Origin of the sequence: Pseudomonas putida, assembly GCF_022627325.1 — a bacterium.
Classification (GTDB): Bacteria; Pseudomonadota; Gammaproteobacteria; order Pseudomonadales; family Pseudomonadaceae; genus Aquipseudomonas; species Aquipseudomonas putida_X.
This window is the reverse complement of sequence record NZ_JAETZZ010000023.1, coordinates 14213-29747: the sequence shown is the minus strand read 5'-3', so window position 1 is coordinate 29747 and position 15535 is coordinate 14213. Positions and strand designations below refer to the sequence as shown.

Here is a 15535-nt window from a genome sequence, read left to right as displayed (position 1 = left end):
GAGACATTAGCCAGTACCTGATGGGCCACTACAACTGGATCCGACCCCATCACTTCAACGATGGACTGGCTCCGGCGAAAGCTGAAGAAAAACTCAAAACCGTGTCCGGGATGAGTTGACCACTACAGACATTTCTTTATGCCAGTCCAAGGCAACACGTTCGAATGTGTGGCCTCTGACAACCGCCTCGGCCTTGGCCTGCTGCTTGGACGCAATCGGATCAATGCCCTCCGCCAGCATCCGCTTAGTCTCCAGACGCCTCTGTCGGGCATCTGCAAGCCCGATGACGGGATAGTTGCCAAACGAGGTCAGACCCTCTCGCCCATCCGGTTTCACGTACCTGAAGCGCCAGCCTTTGCGGCCGTTGGGGTAAACGAGGAGGTAAAGACCGTCACCGTCTAAAAGCTTGTAGGGGCGGTCAGTAGGTTTGGCCGAACGGCATGCGGTGTCAGTCAGGGGAGCAGTAGTACGAGCCATAAGGGTAAACCCCTTTATCGAATCGACTTTATCCCAAACGTTACCCCTAAATCGGCTGGCAGCTGTCGGATTCCCACGGAACGCCATAACGAAAAAACCCGCCATAAGGCGGGTTTTACGGGGGTTACAGAGATTTTGGTAGCCTTCACTGGAACCTGAACTGGTGCCGGAGACAGGAATCGAACCTGCGACCTTCGCGTTACGAGTGCGCTGCTCTACCGACTGAGCTACACCGGCGTGTAGCGCAACGTACCACTGCCGCAGCCGTTACGCAAACGCCTGTTTCGCCTGGCTTATTCCCCTACCCTCAGGCCCCTTTGCAGCCACTGGGCGCCAGCTCTTCCTCGATGTTGGTGGTGCAGCGCCAGCCAGTAGCCGAACGCGTCAGGGTGAGGGCTTTGCCCACCACGTTGGCCGGGGCATCCACCAGGGTGCAGACGATGCTCGCGCTGCCGTCGGCAGCTTTACCGGCAGCGGTGATCGCGCAATGGGCGGTGGCGGGCTGGCCGCCCAGTGCGGCTGCATCGGCCACATCCTTTCCTTCATTCAAGCGCAGGTCCATCGCTGCCTTCAGCGCGCTGATTTCCAGCAAACCGGCAGCCGACTTGGTGCGTGACTGGTGGTTGGTGTACATCGGGATGGCGATGGTCGCCAGGATGCCGATGATCGCGACGACGATCATCAGTTCGATCAGGGTGATACCGCGTTGCCCTTTCATGAACGGATTCCTTTTTGATACGCGTGTTCGTTGAGGTCAGGCTCGACCCGGCTGGCAGCGGCGCAGTAGGCCTGAACAGACACCTTTTGTCACCCCTGCCTGCCGGGGCGTCACCTTCGCTGAACTACTCTAGTGAGCATCGCCAATGCGCGCCCCTTCATGGACACGGCAAGCTGTTTCCAGGCTTGTCGCTCGGGCAGAAAAGGACCTTTGCATGAACCATTCAACACAGCTGTACGCCTGGCAGGGCACCGATGCCAATGGCGCGGCAGTGCGCGGGCAAATGGCTGGGCGCAGCCCGGCCTATGTGCGGGCCGGGCTGCAGCGCCGGGGCATTCGCGTTGCCAGTTTACGGCCCGCTGGCGGGCTGGCATGGCGCTGGCCTGAACGTCGCGTGAAAAGCGACCCGGCCGGTTTCAGCCGGCAACTGGCTACGTTGCTGAAGGCGGGTGTACCGCTGCTGCAGGCCTTTGAGGTGATGGGCCGCAGTGGGTGCAGCGCGGGGCAGGCGGCGTTGCTGGAGCGTTTGCAACAGGATGTGGCGGCGGGGTTGGGGTTGGCGGACGCATTGCAGCGCCACCCGCAGTGGTTCGACGGGCTGTACTGCAACCTGGTACGGGTGGGTGAGCAATCCGGCACGCTCGACCGGCAGCTCGAGCAACTGGCGGGCATGCTGGAGCAGCGCCAGGCACTGCTCAAACGGGTGCGTAAGGCATTGCTGTATCCCCTGCTGCTGTTGCTCACGGGCTTGGGCGTGTCGGCGGTGCTGTTGCTGGAGGTGATTCCGCGCTTTGAAAGCCTGTTTAGCGGCTTTGATGCTGGGCTGCCGGCGTTCACGCAATGGATCATCGACTTGTCCACAGGGCTGGGCCGCCATGGGCCGCTGCTGTTGATAAGCCTGCTTGGGGTGATGTTGGGTGTGCGCCAGCTGTATCGGCGCCATGCGCCAGCGCGCCTGTGGATAGCTCGCTATGTGCTGCGCCTGCCGGTGTTCGGTCGGCTGCTGGGGCAAGCGGCGCTGGCCCGTTTCGCGCGCAGCCTGGCCACGGCGTATGCCGCTGGGGTTCCGCTGTTGGATGGCCTGGCCACCGTGGCCAGGGCCTGTGGCGGCGAGCTGCACGAGCGGGCCGTTTTACGGCTGCGCCAGGGCATGGCCAATGGGCAAGGGCTGCATCAGGCGATGGCGGCTGAGCCGTTATTCCCGCCGCTGCTGGTACAGCTTACGGCCATCGGTGAGTCGAGCGGCACCTTGGACCAGATGCTGGAAAAAGCCGCCAGCCTTTACGAGGACCAGGTCAGCCAGGCGCTGGACCAGTTGACCAGCCTGCTGGAGCCAGCCATCGTGCTGATCCTGGGCCTGCTGGTCGGTGGCCTGGTGGTGGCGATGTACCTGCCGATCTTCCAGTTGGGTAGTTTGATCTGAACATGACTTTATGGACGTTACTGGCCGAACATCCGGCGTATTTCTACACCGTGGCGGCTGTGCTTGGCCTGTTGGTTGGCAGCTTCATCAATGTGGTGGCGTACAGGCTGCCGATCATGCTGGAGCGCCAATGGCAGCGTGAAGCGCAGGAGGCGCTGGGGCTGCCGAGCGATGAGCACGAGCGCTTCGACCTGTGCCTGCCCGCCTCACGTTGCCCGCACTGTGGGCACGCGATTCGTGCCTGGGAAAATATTCCGGTGCTCAGTTACCTGGCCTTGCGCGGGCGCTGTTCTGCGTGCAAACAGCCTATCGGCTTACGGTACCCGCTGGTGGAGCTGGCCTGCGCCTTGCTGTCGCTGGCGGTGGCCTGGCATTCCGGTGCCGGGCTGCAAGCACTGGCCTTGCTGGCCTTTACCTGGAGCCTGCTGGCGCTGAGCCTCATCGACCACGACAAGCAGATCCTGCCGGATGTGGTGGTGCTGCCAACGCTGTGGCTGGGGCTGATCGTCAACGTTTTCGCTACCGTGGTGCCATTGCCTGACGCCATCTGGGGCGCGGTGGCCGGTTATCTCAGCCTGTGGCTGGTGTATTGGCTGTTCAAGCTGGTCACCGGCAAGGAAGGCATGGGTTACGGCGACTTCAAGCTGCTGGCGCTGATCGGGGCCTGGGGCGGCTGGCAGGCAGTGCCGTTGACCTTGATGTTGTCGTCGCTGGTCGGGGCGGTGGTGGGGGTGTGCATGCTGCGCCTGCGTAGCCATTCGATGGGCACGGCGATACCTTTTGGTCCTTATCTGGCCATTGCGGGGTGGATTGCCGTGCTCTGGGGTGATGAAATATACGCCTCATACCTGCAACTGCTTGGATTCTGATGACCACTGCGCCGTTCACCCCCTGGATTCTCGGCCTCACCGGCGGCATTGGCAGCGGCAAAAGTGCCGCCGCCGAGCGCTTCGTCGAGCTTGGTGTGCACCTGGTCGATGCCGACCAGGCAGCGCGCTGGGTCGTGGAGCCTGGCCGCCCGGCCCTGGCCAGCATCGTCGAGCGCTTTGGCCCGGGCGTGCTGCTGGAGGACGGCCAGCTCGACCGCACAGCGTTGCGCCAGGTGATATTCGCCGACCCGGCCCAGCGCAAGTGGCTTGAACAGCTGCTGCACCCGCTGATCGGGCAGGAAATATTCAGCTACCTGGCCAAGGCCGAGTCGCCGTATGCGGTGTATGTGTCGCCGCTGCTGATCGAGTCTGGCCAGTTTCAGAAAACCCAGCGCGTCCTGGTGATCGATGCACCGCAAGCGCTGCAGGTTGCACGCACCTTGCAGCGCGACAACACCAGCCCCGAGCAGGTGCAGGCCATTCTCAAGGCTCAGATGGCCCGCGAAGAGCGTTTGCGCCATGCCGATGATGTGGTGGTCAACGACAGTGACCTTGCCGCGCTGCATGCGCAGATCGACCATCTGCACCACTTTTACCTGACTTTACGAGGAGGCCAGCCATGAGCCAGCCATTGACCGTCGATTGCCCTACCTGTGGCGCACCTGTGGAATGGGACGCGAAAAACGCGTTCCGGCCGTTCTGTTCTGACCGCTGCAAGTTGATCGACCTGGGTGCCTGGGCGGCTGAAGAGCACAAGATCGCGGGGTCGCAAGAGGCCGAGGATGAGTTGTATTCGGGGGACCTGGAGCCACGGCACTAAGGCGCTGCACCGGGGCGGGCCGAGCGGGGCAAGTGATCACCGCTCATCGTCCTTCCACGGTGCCTGCAGGTACCGCGTGCGGTTGAACGTCTCCAGCCATTCCGGGCAGAACACCACCAGCGCACTGATCACCATGCCGTTGATGAAGGCCTCCGGGAACATCATCAGCCACAGGTAGCCGACAAAGTCGCTGAGCCACTCTGGCATGGCGAACCGCCCGTCCAGCCACAGCAAGCCCAACCCGGCCAGCAGGCACACCAGCACCGTCAGTGCTGCGGGAAAAAACCCTGAGCAGAAGATATAAACGAAAAGGTTACGCGGCTGCGCCCGCTCGACCAGAATGGCGCACACTTCGGTGACCAGCACCGGCAGGCCGATCAGCAGCAGGCCGTTGACCCCAAGCGCTGCCAGGTCCTGGCGCCCCAGCGCCAACAAGCCGAGCTGGGCCAGAAACCCGCCGAGCACCGCCAGCGGCCAGTCCAGCAACAAGGTCACGGCGGTCATGCCGATGAAGTGGTACGACACACCGGTGTCGAAGTCGCGCCTGACCAGCCATAGTGCGAACAGGCAGAACACCGTACCGAACAGCAGGTGCTGCCGGCGGCTGTCGGCGAACAGTTCCAGCCAGCGGGTGCGGCTGGCTGCCCACAGCAGCAAGGGGACGAACCCTACCCAACCGAGCGTGAGGCTGGTGCTGGACAAGACGTGCGCGCTGATCACTTGACGAATGCCCCTGTCGAGCCTGTGGACATACCTGAGTCTACACCCATTCAAAAACAGCATCTTATCGTCATGGTTTAGCGTCTAAGCTGTGAGCATGGATGACTCAGACTACCTGCGCCTGCTTACCATCCAGGCCGAACAAGCCAATGCCTTCCTTTCCAATGCTCGCAAATGGGAGCGGGAGCGGTGGGTATGCCAGCGCCTGCTGCAGGGGCTGAACATCCCCTATCGCAGTGAAGATTTCACCCCGGCCGGCCAGGAGCCGCCGGATGTGTTGTTCCGCGATGCGTCGTTCGAGGTGTTTTTCGTGCTCGACGAGGGCCGCCGGCTCAATGATGAGTGGCGCGAAGAGCTGCAGCGCAGGCGCAGCGCCTTTTCACTGGCCCAACTGGTGCGGCGCGAGGCGCGGCCCAGGCGTATCGCGGCCACCGAGCTGCTGGCGCGGCTGGCACCCACCTTGCGCAAAAAGGCCCACAACTATCGCGAACGCGGGCTGGACCTGAGCGAGCTGGACATCATCGCTTTCGCCAGCCTCAAGCGTGAAGTGCTCGACCTCAACACCCACTTCCCACCCCCCACCGAGTACCTGCGCCAGGGTTGGCGCTCGCTGTCGCTGGTGGGGCCGACCTTCGCCCGTGTGCTGTTCGCCCACCCGGACGCCCCAGACTTTCTGCGCGGCAACCTGGGGCGCAGCATTGTGTTCGACGTGGGCATCAGTCTTTGATCCAGTGCCGAGACGCTTTGCGATGGCGTACACTCGGCGCCAGGGATAGAAAGCTTTATCATTTGTCTCAAGTACTTGCCGGAACGCTGTAGCGTTCGGGCAGTCACATACGTCTACCTGACGAGGCCCACCATGACCAGCCGACTGAATCCGGAAGATCAGCGTCGTGTCGATGAGTATCTGCGAGCCCCTCAGCACCAAGTCGAGCGCAGGCCATTCCGGCCATGGCTGCTCCTTGTGCTGGTGGTGGCCGTGACCATCGGGCTGGGCCTCCTCAGCCGCCTGTTGAGTGGACTGGTGCTATGAGCTGCCTCGCGCTCGCCCTCCCCTCATGCAGTTTGCGGCCGGCCCTTTGGGCCAAGAATTCCGTAAACCTTATGAGATATCCCCATGACTCATCGCATCGTGATTGTCGGCGGCGGCGCCGGCGGCCTGGAACTGGCGACCCGCCTGGGTAAAACCCTCGGCAAGCGTAAACAGGCCGACATCACCCTGGTCGACGCCAACCTCACGCACATCTGGAAGCCGCTGCTACACGAAGTGGCCGCCGGCTCGCTCAACTCCTCGGAAGACGAACTGAACTACGTGGCCCAGGCCAAGTGGAACCACTTCAACTTCCAGTTGGGGCGCATGAGCGGCCTGGGCCGTGAAGGCAAGCAGATCCAACTGGCCGCCACCCTGGATGAAGAGGGCCGCGAGCTGGTGCCTGCGCGCACCTTGCGCTATGACACCTTGGTCATTGCCGTGGGCAGCAATACCAACGACTTCGGTACCTTGGGCGCGGCGCAGCACTGCCTGTTCCTGGATACCCGCAAGCAGGCCGAGCGTTTCCACCAGCAACTGCTCAACCACTACCTGCGTGCCCATGCCGGTGATCAGGCCAGTGAGAAGATCAGCGTGGCGATCGTCGGCGCCGGTGCTACCGGTGTGGAGCTGGCGGCCGAACTGCACCACGCCGCGCATGAGCTGGCGGCTTATGGTTTGGACCGTATCCAACCCAAGGACATGCACATCACCGTGATCGAGGCGGGCCCGCGCGTACTGCCGGCGCTGCCAGAGCGCATCAGCGTGCCGGTGCACAAAACCCTGGAAAAGCTCGGCGTGACGGTGATGACCAACGCTGCCGTCAGCGAAGTGACCGCCGATGGCCTGAAGACCGCCAGCGGCGAAGTGATCCAGGCCAGCCTCAAGGTGTGGGCGGCCGGTATTCGTGCGCCGGGTTTCCTCAAGGATATCGACGGCCTGGAAACCAACCGTATCAACCAGCTGGTGGTGCGCCCTACCCTGCAAACCACGCGCGACGATGACATCTTCGCCTTCGGTGACTGTGCCGCCTGCCCACAACCGGGCAGCGACCGCAATGTACCGCCACGCGCCCAGGCGGCGCACCAGCAGGCCGACATGCTGGCCAAGAGCCTGAAAGCGCGCCTGGAGAACAAGCCGCTGCCGACGTACAGCTACAAGGATTACGGGTCGCTGGTATCGCTGTCGCGCTTCTCGGCGGTGGGTAACCTGATGGGCAACCTGATGGGGAGCGTGAAGCTGGAGGGGTGGCTGGCGCGGATGTTCTATGTGTCGCTGTACCGCATGCACCAGATGGCGCTGTACGGGTTCTTCCGCACGGCGATGATGATGCTGGGTAGCAAGATTGGGCGGGGCACTGAGCCGCGACTGAAGCTGCACTGACCTGCCTGGTAGAGGCTTGAGGTTCAGGTTGTCTGTACTGGCCTCATCGCCGGCAAGCCGGCCCCACCGGGCTTGCGCCAGCTTTTGGAAGTTGAGCAAGACAGTTGCTTGCACAGGGATCGCGCCAGCTTTAGACGTTGAGCAAGACAGTCGCTGTCGCAGGATGGACTGCCCCAGGACGTTGGATGGATGTCCAACTTCTTGGGGAGGTTCATGACGAATGAATGCGGGAGATTCGCACCAGGCGGTGCATTTTTTTTGCGCTGGATAAAACCGAGGCAAAAGAAAAAGGGCATCTCAGTCGAGATGCCCTTTTTACATGGTGGGTCGTGTAGGATTCGAACCTACGACCAATTGGTTAAAAGCCAACTGCTCTACCAACTGAGCTAACGACCCTGAAAATGGTCGGGGTGAGGGGATTCGAACTCCTGACATCCTGCTCCCAAAGCAGGCGCGCTACCGGACTGCGCTACACCCCGAGATTGGCTCCGCGACCTGGACTCGAACCAGGGACCCAATGATTAACAGTCATTTGCTCTACCGACTGAGCTATCGCGGAACTGAACTTCGGTACATCTTTACAGCTTCGAAGTCTGTGTTAGCTTCGATCTCTTTGGCTATCCGCTTTCGCGTTGTCGCTGCTGAGGCCGGCTATTCTACATTCTTCGTTTTGCTTGTCAACCACTTTTTTTCATTCAACTTACTGATTTCTAAGTTGTTTTGCGGTCACCGGTGTTGCTGGTGATTCGCTTAGTGCCTGACAACGCGGCGTATATTAGGGGCACTCTTATTTCTGTGCAAGCGCTTTTTTCAAAAATTTCAGCAAGTTATGAAAAAAACTGGCGAGGCCCCGGTTTTGCGGGGTTTGGCCGGGCATCCTGGCCGACAGGCTGGCTTGCACAGGGCTCCCCGATGGCTGGGCAAAGGCTGCAGCTATAAAAAAGCCCCGCAGGTGCGGGGCTGGTTTTTGCAGCGAAAGGATCAGGCAAAGACGATTTCTTCGCCTTCCACCTTGGCAGTGATCGCCGAACCCGGCATGAATTTGCCGGCCAGGATCATTTGCGCCAGCGGGTTCTCGATCCAGCGCTGGATCGCTCGCTTCAGCGGCCGCGCGCCATACACCGGGTCGTACCCTACCGCGATCAGCTTGTCCAACGCCTCCGGGCTCAGGCTCAGGGCCAGCTCGCGCTCGCTCAGGCGGCTGCGCAGGCGGCCAAGCTGGATCTCGGTGATACCGGCGATCTGCTCGCGGCCCAACGGCTCGAACACCACCACTTCGTCGATCCGGTTGACGAACTCCGGACGGAAGTGCGCACCCACCGCATCCATCACTGCAGCACGTTGCGCTTCGCGGTCACCGGCCAGCTCCTGGATCTGCGCCGAGCCCAGGTTGGAGGTCATCACGATCACCGTGTTGCGGAAGTCCACCGTACGGCCATGGCTGTCAGTCAGGCGGCCATCCTCGAGCACCTGCAGCAGCACGTTGAACACATCCGGGTGAGCCTTCTCCACTTCATCCAGCAGCACCACCGAGTAGGGCTTGCGCCGTACCGCTTCGGTCAGGTAACCGCCCTCTTCATAACCTACGTAGCCTGGTGGGGCGCCGATCAGGCGAGCCACGGAATGTTTCTCCATGAACTCGGACATGTCGATCCGTACCATGGCCTCTTCGGTGTCGAACAGGAATTCGGCCAGGGCCTTGCACAGCTCGGTCTTGCCCACACCGGTCGGGCCGAGGAACATGAACGAACCACTTGGCCGGTTCGGGTCGGAGAGCCCGGCACGCGAGCGGCGCACGGCGTTGGCCACGGCGGTCACCGCCTCGTTCTGGCCGATCACGCGCTGGTGCAGCAGGTCTTCCATTTTCAGCAGTTTTTCACGCTCGCCTTCGAGCATCTTGGCCACCGGGATGCCGGTCCATTTGGACACCACTTCGGCAATTTCTTCCTCGGTCACCTTGTTACGCAGCAGCTGGTTTTCGGTCTTGCCGTGCTGGTCGACCATCTGCAGGCTGCGCTCCAGGTCCGGGATCACCCCGTACTGCAGTTCGGCCATGCGGTTCAGGTCGCCTTTGCGACGGGCCGCTTCCAGTTCCTGGCGGGCTTGCTCGATCTTTTGCTGAATCTGCGCCGAGCCCTGCACTTCTGCCTTCTCCGACGCCCAGATCTCTTCCAGGTCGGAATACTCACGCTCCAGGCGCTCGATTTCCTCGGTCAGCTTCTCCAGGCGTTTTTTGGCGGCTTCGTCTTCCTCTTTCTTCAGCGCCTGGGACTCCACCTTCAGCTGGATCAGGCGACGGTCGAGGCGGTCGAGCACTTCCGGCTTGGAGTCGATCTCCATACGGATACGGCTGGCCGCTTCGTCGATCAGGTCGATGGCCTTGTCCGGCAGCTGGCGGTCGGTGATGTAGCGGTGGCTGAGCTTGGCCGCAGCAATGATCGCGCCGTCGGTGATGGCCACCTTGTGGTGCACTTCATAGCGCTCTTTGAGGCCACGCAGAATGGCGATGGTGTCTTCCTCGCTCGGCTCTTCCACCAGTACCTTCTGGAAGCGTCGCTCAAGGGCTGCGTCCTTCTCGATGAACTGGCGGTATTCATTGAGCGTGGTGGCACCGACGCAATGCAGTTCGCCACGCGCCAGCGCCGGCTTGAGCATGTTGCCTGCGTCCATGGCGCCTTCGCCTTTGCCGGCGCCGACCATGGTGTGCAGCTCGTCGATGAACAGGATGATCTGGCCTTCCTGCTTGGACAGCTCGTTGAGCAATGACTTGAGGCGCTCCTCGAACTCACCGCGGTACTTGGCACCGGCGATCAGCGCGCCCATGTCCAGCGCCAGCAGGCGCTTGCCCTTCAGGCCGTCGGGCACTTCACCGTTGATGATGCGCTGGGCCAGGCCTTCGGCGATGGCAGTCTTGCCCACGCCGGGTTCGCCGATCAGCACGGGGTTGTTCTTGGTACGGCGCTGCAGCACCTGCACGGTGCGGCGGATCTCGTCGTCACGGCCGATGACCGGGTCTAACTTGCCCTCCTCGGCACGCTTGGTCAGGTCGACGGTGTACTTGTCCAGCGCCTGGCGCGACTCTTCGGCATTGGCGTCATTCACCGCCGCGCCGCCGCGCAGGTTGTTGATGGCGTTTTCCAGGGCCTTCTTGCTCACACCCTGGCTGAGCAGCAGCTTGCCGAGCTTGCTGTTCTCATCCATGGCGGCGAGCAGCACCAGCTCGCTGGAAATGAACTGGTCGCCCTTCTGCTGGGCCAGGCGGTCGGCCTGGTTGAGCAGGCGCGCCAGGTCCTGCGACATGTTCACATCGCCGGTGGGGTTCTGGATTTTCGGCAACTGGTCGAGTTCTTTTACCAGTGTCTGGCGAAGGTTGTTGATGTCGAAGCCAACCTGCATCAGCAGTGGCTTGATCGAACCACCTTGCTGCTCGATCAACGCCTGCAACAGGTGCAGGGGCTCGATGGCAGGGTGGTCCATGCCAACGGCCAGGGACTGGGCATCGGATATCGCTAATTGCAGCTTGCTGGTCAAACGGTCTATTCGCATGGGGATACCTTCCTGATAAGGGCAGGTCGGAGCGATGGACAGCGCCTTTGATGAAGAAACCTGCCTGAGATGACCTTATAGATAAGGGTGATTCTGGAAGATTCAAGCGTAGCGGGGTTGACTAAAGTCAGCCTTATGGATTAACGGTGCCAGCCGATCAGTGCGGGGCCAGCCAGACCAGCGAAGCGAATCGCCCGCCCTGCGGGGTGCGGCGATACGAGAAGAACCGTGCATCACTGACGGTGCACAGGCCACCACCATAGACGGCAGTAACGCCGCGCGCCGCCAGGCGAATGCGCGCCAGTGCATAGATGTCGGCCATCAGCTTGCCCGGCCGCTCACCCTCGAGAAAAGCCTTGGCAGCCTCTGGGTGCACGGCGGTGAAGGCATCCCGTACCTCCAGGCCCACTTCGAATGCTTGCGGGCCGATGGCAGGCCCCAACCACACCAGCACCTCTTCGGGCGGCAATGCCAGGCGCTCCAGCGTGGCTTCCAGCACGCCACCGGCCAGCCCGCGCCAGCCGGCATGCGCGGCAGCCACACGGGTGCCCGCGCGGTCGCAGAACAGCACGGGCAGGCAGTCGGCGGTCATTACGGTGCAGGCAATGCCTGGCTGGTCGGTCCAGCTGGCGTCGGCTTCGGCAACCACCGATGGGTCGGCATCCGCCACGGCCAGGCCGTGCACCTGCTTGAGCCAGGCGGGCTGAATGACGAATTCGTCGCTCAGGCGGCGGCGGTTCTCGGCGACCGCAAGGGGGTCGTCGCCCACGTGATCACCGAGGTTGAAAGATGCGTAGGGCGGCAAACTGACGCCGCCCTGGCGGGTCGTGACACAGGCGCGAACCGTGGCCGGTGCGGGCCAGTCGGGGAACAGCAGCGCCTGCGCCAGGCCACTCATCCGATAAACGCCTCGCGGTCCTGGTTCAGCAGCGATAGCAACCAGACGAAATCATCCGGCAGCTCCGACGCCCACTCCATGCGCTCACCGGTAGTGGGGTGGTCCAGCGCCAGGAAGCGTGCGTGCAGGGCCTGGCGCGGGAAGGTCTTGACCGCCTCGACCATGGTCGGGCTGGCTGCCGGCGGGATGCGGAAGCGGCCGCCGTAGGTCTGGTCGCCGACCAGCGGGAAACCAACATGGGCCATGTGCACACGGATCTGGTGAGTACGGCCGGTTTCCAGCTTGACCCGCACGTGGGTGTGCGAACGGAAGCGCTTGAGCACACGGTAGTGGCTGACCGCCGGCTTGCCGCCTTCGGTCACCGCCATGCGCTGGCGTGCGCCACCGTGACGGCCGATCGGGGCGTTGATCTTGCCGCCGGCAGTCACCACGCCGATCACGATGCACTCGTAGATCCGGCTGACCGTACGGCTTTGCAGCTGCTCGACCAGCTTGGTCTGCGCCTGCAAGGTCTTGGCCACGACCATCAGGCCGGTGGTGTCTTTGTCCAGGCGATGGACGATGCCAGCGCGCGGTACGTTGACGATATCCGGCACATGGTGCAGCAAGGCGTTGAGCAATGTGCCACTGGCGTGCCCGGCAGCCGGGTGCACGACCAGCCCGGCCGGCTTGTTGATCACCATGATCTGGTCGTCTTCGTAGACGATGTCCAGTTCGATGTCTTCGGCGATCCACTCGCCCTGGGCCTCTTGCTCGGCCTCAAGTGCAAGCACAGAGCCACCATGGACGGTGTCTCGAGGGCGCACGACGGCGCCATCGACCGTCAGGCGGCCCTCTTTGATCCACGAAGTAAGCCGCGAACGCGAGTACTCGGCGAACAATTGGGCGGCGACCTGGTCGAGGCGTTGACCGCCCAGTTCGGACGGTACCTCTGCGCTAAGTTGAATGATCTCGGACATGCTCGATTCGGCGGGCGCACAGCCTTTGGTTTCGGCTGCGAGCTTGTGGTTAAATACGGCTTCTTTTGTCCCGGGGTTGGCCGGGGCGCTCATCATAACAGGACGGCACCGCCCAAGACAGCGGCCGTCAAAGGGACGCAAGCCGCTATGCAAGTGAAACACCTGCTGCTGATCGCCATCCTCGGGCTTACCGCGGCCTGTTCCTCTAATAAAGAGGTCATTGACGAGAACCTCAGCGAGGCCGAGCTGTATCAGCAGGCCCAGGCTGATCTGGACAACTCCAGCTACAACAGCGCCGTGAACAAGCTCAAGGCCCTGGAATCGCGTTACCCGTTCGGCCGCTACGCCGACCAGGCGCAGCTCGAGCTGATCTACGCCAACTACAAGAACTCAGAGCCCGAGGCTGCCAAGTCGGCTGCCGAGCGCTTCATCCGCCTGCACCCGCAGCACCCGAACGTCGACTACGCCTACTACCTCAAAGGCCTGACCTCGTTCGACCAGGACCGCGGCCTGGTGGCGCGCTTCCTGCCGCTGGACATGACCAAGCGTGACCCGGGTGCCGCCCGCGACTCGTACAACGAGTTCGCCCAGCTGACCAGCCGCTTCCCCAACAGCCGCTACGCCCCGGACGCCAAGCAGCGCATGATCTACCTGCGCAACCTGCTGGCGTCTTATGAAATCCATGTGGCCGACTACTACCTGAGCCGCCAGGCTTACGTGGCAGCCGCCAACCGTGGCCGCTACGTGGTGGAAAACTTCCAGGAAACCCCATCGGTCGGCGACGGCCTGGCCGTGATGGTCGAGGCGTACCAGAAGATGCACCTGGACGAACTGGCCGCCACCAGCCTGGAAACCCTCAAGCTCAACTACCCTGACCACCCGAGCCTGGTCGATGGCGAGTTCCAGCCCAAGCAGACCGAGTCTGACGGCCGCGGCTGGCTGTCCAAGGCCACCTTGGGCCTGATCGAGACCGACGCCCCGCTGCCACCGGGTGAAACCCGCGCCAACCAGGACGTGGTCCGCCAGTTCCAGGATGCGCGCTCCGAGATGCCGCAGGACCTGCTGCCCAAAGATGAAAACGGCGACCCGATCCTGCCGGAGGGGCCGAAGGAAGCCGAGAAAGACCGTTCCTGGTTCAGCTACATGACCTTTGGTCTGTTCGACTGATCCAACGGGGTACGAGAAAGGGAGACTGAGGTCTCCCTTTTTTATTGGCCGCGCCCTAGACTATCGCCTCAATCAATAGACAAGCTGGACACCATGGTTCGCCTACTTTTCTGGATCGCCCTGATCGCCGCCGCGTTCTGGCTGTGGCGCAAATTCAAGATCAGCCAGCAGTCGCCGTCCGAGCCGAAACTCGACGACCCGCTGAAGATGGTGCGCTGCGCCCACTGCGGCGTACACCTGCCCAATGACCGGGCGCTGCAGCAAGGCAGCCAGTGGTATTGCAGCCAGGCGCACCTTCAGCAGGGGCCAAGCCAGCAAAACTGAGCCAGTACCGCCCACAGGCACTACGTAGCATCCAAAACAGGTGCACAACCTGTGGGGTCGGCTTGCCGGCGATTGGGCCGCCCAGCGGCCCAGGCGATATCAGCCCAGACGCCCGGCCGGGGCATAAGGCGACGGGTCAATGATAGGCTCGCCCCCCGTCAGCAAATCAGTGAACAACTGGCACGACGCTGGCGCCAGCACCAACCCATTGCGGTAATGCCCGCAGTTCAACCACACCCCGTCATGCCCCGGCACCTGGCCGATGTACGGAATGCCTTCAGGCGACCCCGGCCGCAGCCCGGCCCAGTGCGCCACCACCGTGGCATCGGCAAGCTCCGGCAACAGTTCCACCGCCGAAGCCTTGAGGCTCGCCAGTGCCTCCTCGGTCGGGGTCTTGTCGTACCCGGCATGCTCCAGCGTGCTGCCCACCAGAATGTGCCCGTCACGGCGCGGGATCGCATAGCGCCCCTTGGCCAGCACCATGCTCGGCAAGAAGTCCGCAGCGCACTTGAACAGGATCATCTGGCCCTTCACCGGCTCCACCGGCAGTTCAAGCCCCAGCGTGCGCAGCAGGTCGCCGCTCCAGGCGCCCGCGCTGAGCACGACATCATCGGCCTGCAGCACGCCGTCTGCCGTCTGCACGCCAGTCACGCGCTCACCGTCGCGAACAAAGCCGGTGATCTGGCAGTGCTCGCGCAAGGTCACGTTGGGCAGTGCCAGCAGCGCCGCCTTCAGGGCCTTGACCAACCGGGGGTTGCGCACGTTGGCCACGCCTGCCATGTAGATGGCGCGCTTGAAGCCTGGGCCCAGTACGGGGACCGCGTCGTAGGCCGCCGAGATATCCACAGGGCTGAGCGGCCGCTGCTCGCGCGCCGCCCAGGCCAGCGCCTCGGCCTCGTCGTCCAGGTCGAGCCAGTACAAGCCGGTGGTGTGGACTTGCGGGTCGATACCGGTGCTGGAGAACAGGTGTTCCCCCAGCTGTGGATAAAAGTCCTGCGACCAGTGCGCCAGCGCGGTGACTGCCTGGCTGTAGCGCCAAGGGTAAAGCGGCGAGACGATGCCGCCGCCCGCCCAAGACGATTCACGCCCGACCTCGGCCTGATCACATACCACTACCTGGCCGACCTTCGCAGCCAGGTTGAACGCCGTCAGCAGGCCGATCACCCCGCCGCCGATCACCACTACTTGCTTGTTCATCTGT

General features: G+C 62.7%; 16 protein-coding genes and 4 tRNA genes. 9 read left to right on the top strand and 11 right to left on the bottom strand.

The window, feature by feature from the left end:
• Nucleotides 1-93: 93 nt before the first annotated feature.
• The 3 genes from JNA92_RS26240 to JNA92_RS25010 all read right to left on the bottom strand — a co-directional run bounded on the left by JNA92_RS26240 (nucleotide 94) and on the right by JNA92_RS25010 (nucleotide 1195).
• Nucleotides 94-477: an integrase arm-type DNA-binding domain-containing protein gene (locus JNA92_RS26240; RefSeq protein ID WP_431312483.1), complete on the bottom strand. Its 384-nt coding sequence runs from the start codon at nucleotides 475-477 to the stop codon at nucleotides 94-96.
• A 161-nt stretch (nucleotides 478-638) separates the two neighbouring features.
• Nucleotides 639-714, bottom strand: a tRNA-Thr gene (locus tag JNA92_RS25015).
• Nucleotides 715-784: 70 nt separating this feature from the next.
• Complete coding sequence (locus tag JNA92_RS25010; protein WP_241807179.1) at nucleotides 785-1195, bottom strand: pilin; 411 nt, start codon at nucleotides 1193-1195, stop codon at nucleotides 785-787.
• A 214-nt stretch (nucleotides 1196-1409) separates the two neighbouring features.
• On the opposite strand from JNA92_RS25010, the gene JNA92_RS25005 reads away from it, so the two are divergent.
• From JNA92_RS25005 to yacG, 4 genes are read left to right on the top strand one after another with little or no spacing between them, the layout of a single operon-like run.
• A complete protein-coding gene (locus JNA92_RS25005) occupies nucleotides 1410-2618 on the top strand; it encodes a type II secretion system F family protein (protein ID WP_241807178.1) in 1209 nt (402 codons plus the stop codon).
• 2 nt (nucleotides 2619-2620) lie between these two features.
• Nucleotides 2621-3487 carry a prepilin peptidase gene (locus tag JNA92_RS25000; RefSeq protein WP_241807177.1) on the top strand — a complete coding sequence of 289 codons (867 nt, stop codon included), beginning with the start codon at nucleotides 2621-2623 and terminating at the stop codon, nucleotides 3485-3487.
• Nucleotides 3487-4110, top strand: a complete 624-nt coding sequence (gene coaE, locus JNA92_RS24995) for a dephospho-CoA kinase (protein ID WP_241807176.1) — start codon at nucleotides 3487-3489, stop codon at nucleotides 4108-4110. Before JNA92_RS25000 ends, coaE begins: the two co-directional genes overlap by 1 nt.
• Nucleotides 4107-4307 (top strand): DNA gyrase inhibitor YacG, encoded by a 201-nt coding sequence (gene yacG / locus JNA92_RS24990; protein ID WP_241807175.1) that lies wholly within the window; start codon nucleotides 4107-4109, stop codon nucleotides 4305-4307. The genes coaE and yacG overlap by 4 nt, the downstream gene beginning before the upstream one ends.
• Before the next feature lie 36 nt (nucleotides 4308-4343).
• Here yacG and JNA92_RS24985 read toward each other — a convergent pair whose 3' ends face one another.
• Nucleotides 4344-5090, bottom strand: coding sequence for an energy-coupling factor ABC transporter permease (locus JNA92_RS24985; RefSeq protein ID WP_241807174.1), 747 nt, complete (start codon nucleotides 5088-5090; stop codon nucleotides 4344-4346).
• A gap of 34 nt (nucleotides 5091-5124) precedes the next feature.
• On the opposite strand from JNA92_RS24985, the gene JNA92_RS24980 reads away from it, so the two are divergent.
• From JNA92_RS24980 to JNA92_RS24970, 3 genes are all read left to right on the top strand, one after another.
• Nucleotides 5125-5754, top strand: coding sequence for a DUF1780 domain-containing protein (locus JNA92_RS24980; protein WP_012316343.1), 630 nt, complete (start codon nucleotides 5125-5127; stop codon nucleotides 5752-5754).
• Between the two features lie 132 nt (nucleotides 5755-5886).
• Nucleotides 5887-6060 (top strand): DUF3094 family protein, encoded by a 174-nt coding sequence (locus JNA92_RS24975; protein ID WP_085626724.1) that lies wholly within the window; start codon nucleotides 5887-5889, stop codon nucleotides 6058-6060.
• Nucleotides 6061-6144: 84 nt separating this feature from the next.
• Nucleotides 6145-7440: an NAD(P)/FAD-dependent oxidoreductase gene (locus JNA92_RS24970; protein ID WP_241807173.1), complete on the top strand. Its 1296-nt coding sequence runs from the start codon at nucleotides 6145-6147 to the stop codon at nucleotides 7438-7440.
• A 320-nt stretch (nucleotides 7441-7760) separates the two neighbouring features.
• Here the strand turns inward: JNA92_RS24970 and JNA92_RS24965 are convergent.
• The 6 genes from JNA92_RS24965 to rluD form a co-directional block, all read right to left on the bottom strand.
• Nucleotides 7761-7836 (bottom strand) — tRNA-Lys (locus JNA92_RS24965).
• A 6-nt stretch (nucleotides 7837-7842) separates the two neighbouring features.
• Nucleotides 7843-7919 (bottom strand) — tRNA-Pro (locus JNA92_RS24960).
• A 4-nt stretch (nucleotides 7920-7923) separates the two neighbouring features.
• Nucleotides 7924-7999: transfer RNA gene (locus tag JNA92_RS24955), tRNA-Asn, on the bottom strand.
• Between the two features lie 422 nt (nucleotides 8000-8421).
• Entirely contained in the window at nucleotides 8422-10986 is a 2565-nt protein-coding gene (gene clpB / locus JNA92_RS24950; protein ID WP_241807172.1) for an ATP-dependent chaperone ClpB, read from the bottom strand.
• A gap of 157 nt (nucleotides 10987-11143) precedes the next feature.
• Nucleotides 11144-11884, bottom strand: a complete 741-nt coding sequence (gene pgeF / locus JNA92_RS24945; protein WP_241807171.1) for a peptidoglycan editing factor PgeF — start codon at nucleotides 11882-11884, stop codon at nucleotides 11144-11146.
• Nucleotides 11881-12843 (bottom strand): 23S rRNA pseudouridine(1911/1915/1917) synthase RluD, encoded by a 963-nt coding sequence (gene rluD, locus JNA92_RS24940; RefSeq protein ID WP_241807170.1) that lies wholly within the window; start codon nucleotides 12841-12843, stop codon nucleotides 11881-11883. Before rluD ends, pgeF begins: the two co-directional genes overlap by 4 nt.
• A gap of 147 nt (nucleotides 12844-12990) precedes the next feature.
• Here rluD and JNA92_RS24935 point away from each other — a divergent pair, with 147 nt between their 5' ends.
• Together JNA92_RS24935 and JNA92_RS24930 are read left to right on the top strand one after the other, a co-directional pair.
• A complete protein-coding gene (locus tag JNA92_RS24935) occupies nucleotides 12991-14010 on the top strand; it encodes an outer membrane protein assembly factor BamD (protein WP_039602970.1) in 1020 nt (339 codons plus the stop codon).
• Nucleotides 14011-14103: 93 nt separating this feature from the next.
• Nucleotides 14104-14334: a PP0621 family protein gene (locus JNA92_RS24930; RefSeq protein ID WP_241807169.1), complete on the top strand. Its 231-nt coding sequence runs from the start codon at nucleotides 14104-14106 to the stop codon at nucleotides 14332-14334.
• A 99-nt stretch (nucleotides 14335-14433) separates the two neighbouring features.
• On the opposite strand, the gene thiO is transcribed toward JNA92_RS24930, so the two are convergent.
• A complete protein-coding gene (gene thiO / locus JNA92_RS24925) occupies nucleotides 14434-15531 on the bottom strand; it encodes a glycine oxidase ThiO (protein ID WP_241807168.1) in 1098 nt (365 codons plus the stop codon).
• Between the last annotated feature and the right edge of the window lie 4 nt (nucleotides 15532-15535).